Here is a 2,226-nt window from a genome sequence, read left to right as displayed (position 1 = left end):
GCGGGGCGAGCGGGGGCGACTGCGGCTGGGTTTTGTGGTCAGCGCGGCGGCCACGCGCTTTCCGCAGGCGGTTGCCGCCTACCGGTCGCGCTGCCCCGGCGTGCGGCTGGAACTGCGCGAAATGGGCACCCTGCTGCAACTGCGGCGCATCGAATCCGGCGAGTTGGACGTGGGCCTGCTGCGCAATCTGGACGGCCTGCCGGAGGGCTTCGACCACGCGCCATTCCTGCACGAACCGCAGGTGGTGGCCCTGCCCGAGCAGCACCCGCTGGCCGGGTTGCGGGTGCTGCCCCTTGCCGCGCTGGCTGGAGTTCCGCTGATCCTCTACCCGCGCCGGGTGTTTCCGGCGGCGTACGACGCCATCATCGCGGCGTGTCGCGGGGCGGGCTTCTCGCCCGAGGTGCCGCAGGAGGCGGTGGGGCTGAACACCCAGCGCGCGTTGGTGGCGGCGGGGGTGGGTGCGGCCATCGTGCCCGCATCCGCCCGCAGCGAACCGCGCAAGGGCGTGGTGTACCGCGACGTGGCGGCTGGCAGCCATGTTCCGGGAGGCGCGCCGGGCTTGCCGGAAATCCGATTGGACCTGGTGTGGCGCGCCGGGCGTGACGACGCCCTGCTGCGCGGCTTTCTGGAAGTTGTGGGCGGCTTCAGCGGGGAGGATGACGGGGACGCGTCCGGAAACGCACCCCTTCCGCCCCTCAATGGGGATACCGACCGTGCGGAAGGTGAAGACGCGGTGGGAGAGGACGCAGCAGACTAGAAGATGCGGGCACCACGCGCGGCCTCTCCCCCTGGGGTGACGGTACCGCCTACCCGCCCAGCCAGAGCACCAGCGGCGGGCAGAAGGTCACCAGCAGCAGGTCCACGAGCAACACCACCAGCATGGGCACTATGGCCCGGCTGATGGCGGAAAGCGGGATACGCGCGATGGAGCACGACACCACCAGGCACACCCCCAGCGGCGGGGTCAGCATGCCGATGGCCAGGTTCACCACCACGATGACCCCCAGGTGCACCAGGTCGATGCCCAGCGCGGGCAGCAGCGGCACCAGCACCGGCACGAACAGCAGGATGGCGGCGGTGGTTTCCAGAAAGGCCCCCACCGCCAGCAGCAACAGGTTCACCAGCAGCAACAGCGCCACCCGGTCCCCGGTCAGGGACAGCAGCCCCCCCGCAATGGCCTGCGGCAGCCGTTCCAGCGCCATCACCCATCCGAACAGCGATGCGGCGGCGATGATCAGCATGACCACGGCAGAGGTCACCCCGGCGCACAGGGCCAGATGCGGCAGGTCGCGCCAGCGCAGTTCGCGGTGGGCATACAGCCCCACGGGCAGGGCATAGGCCACGGCCATGGCCGCCGATTCGGTGGCGGTGGCCACTCCGCCGATGATGGTCCCCAGGATGATGGCGGGCGCGCCCAGCGCCCACGCCCCGGAGCGGATGGCGGGCCACAGGGCACGCGCGTCGAAGCGCCGTTCCGGCACCCGGCCCGTGCGCCGCGCCTCCACCACGCACAGCGCCACCAGCGAGGCACCCATAAGCAACCCCGGCAGCACCCCGCCCGCGAACAGCCGCCCGATGGAGGCCCCGGTCAGCGCGCCGAACACGATCATGGGGATGCTGGGCGGAATGATCACCCCGATGCATCCCCCGGCGGCCTGCACGGCACCCGCCAGCGGGGCCGGGTAGCCGCGCCGGATCATGGCCGGAATGAGGATGGACCCCACCGCCGCCGTATCGGCGGCGGCGGAACCGGACACCCCGGCGAAGAACATGGCCGACACCACCGAAACCGCCGCCAGCCCACCCGGCAGGTGGCCCACAAGGGCATCGGCCAGGGCCACGATGCGCCGCGAAATGCCCCCGGCGGACATCAGTTCGCCCGCCAGCATGAACAGCGGCACGGCCAGCAGGGGAAAGGAATCGGCCCCGGCGTACAGCCGCTGCACGGCCAGCATGGGCTCCAGCCCGACGGGCATGGTCAGGCCCTTGGCCAGCACGGCGGCAAAGGCCGCCCCCCCAAGGGCCACGGCCACCGGGGCGTTGAGCGCGAACAGCAGCACCATGCCGCCGAACAGGATCAGGGCCACCATGTCAGCGGCCCTCCGGCGTGATGCCACCCGGCGCGGTGAAGGAAGAGGACACGGCGGCGGATTCGGTGTCCCGACCCGCCTCATTCCCGGCGTCGTCCGCGTCGCGGCCCGCCGTGCCGCACGGCAGTGGCGCGCC

2 protein-coding genes are annotated in these 2,226 nt (G+C 72.1%); one reads left to right on the top strand and one right to left on the bottom strand.

Annotated features, from left to right (window positions below):
* The coding region (locus FVW27_RS13600; RefSeq protein WP_167126009.1) for a LysR family substrate-binding domain-containing protein at positions 1-757 on the top strand (757 nt) is incomplete at its 5' end.
* A gap of 49 nt (positions 758-806) precedes the next feature.
* On the opposite strand, the gene FVW27_RS13595 is transcribed toward FVW27_RS13600, so the two are convergent.
* The gene (locus tag FVW27_RS13595) at positions 807-2,090 is read right to left on the bottom strand and encodes a TRAP transporter large permease (RefSeq protein WP_167126004.1); all 1,284 of its coding nucleotides are present in this window, start codon (positions 2,088-2,090) and stop codon (positions 807-809) included.
* Positions 2,091-2,226 lie beyond the last annotated feature (136 nt).

Origin of the sequence: Nitratidesulfovibrio liaohensis (assembly GCF_011682075.1) — a bacterium.
Taxonomy (GTDB): domain Bacteria; phylum Desulfobacterota; class Desulfovibrionia; order Desulfovibrionales; family Desulfovibrionaceae; genus Cupidesulfovibrio; species Cupidesulfovibrio liaohensis.
The sequence above is the reverse complement of the archived record's forward strand: the minus strand, read 5'-3'. Positions and strand labels throughout refer to the sequence as shown.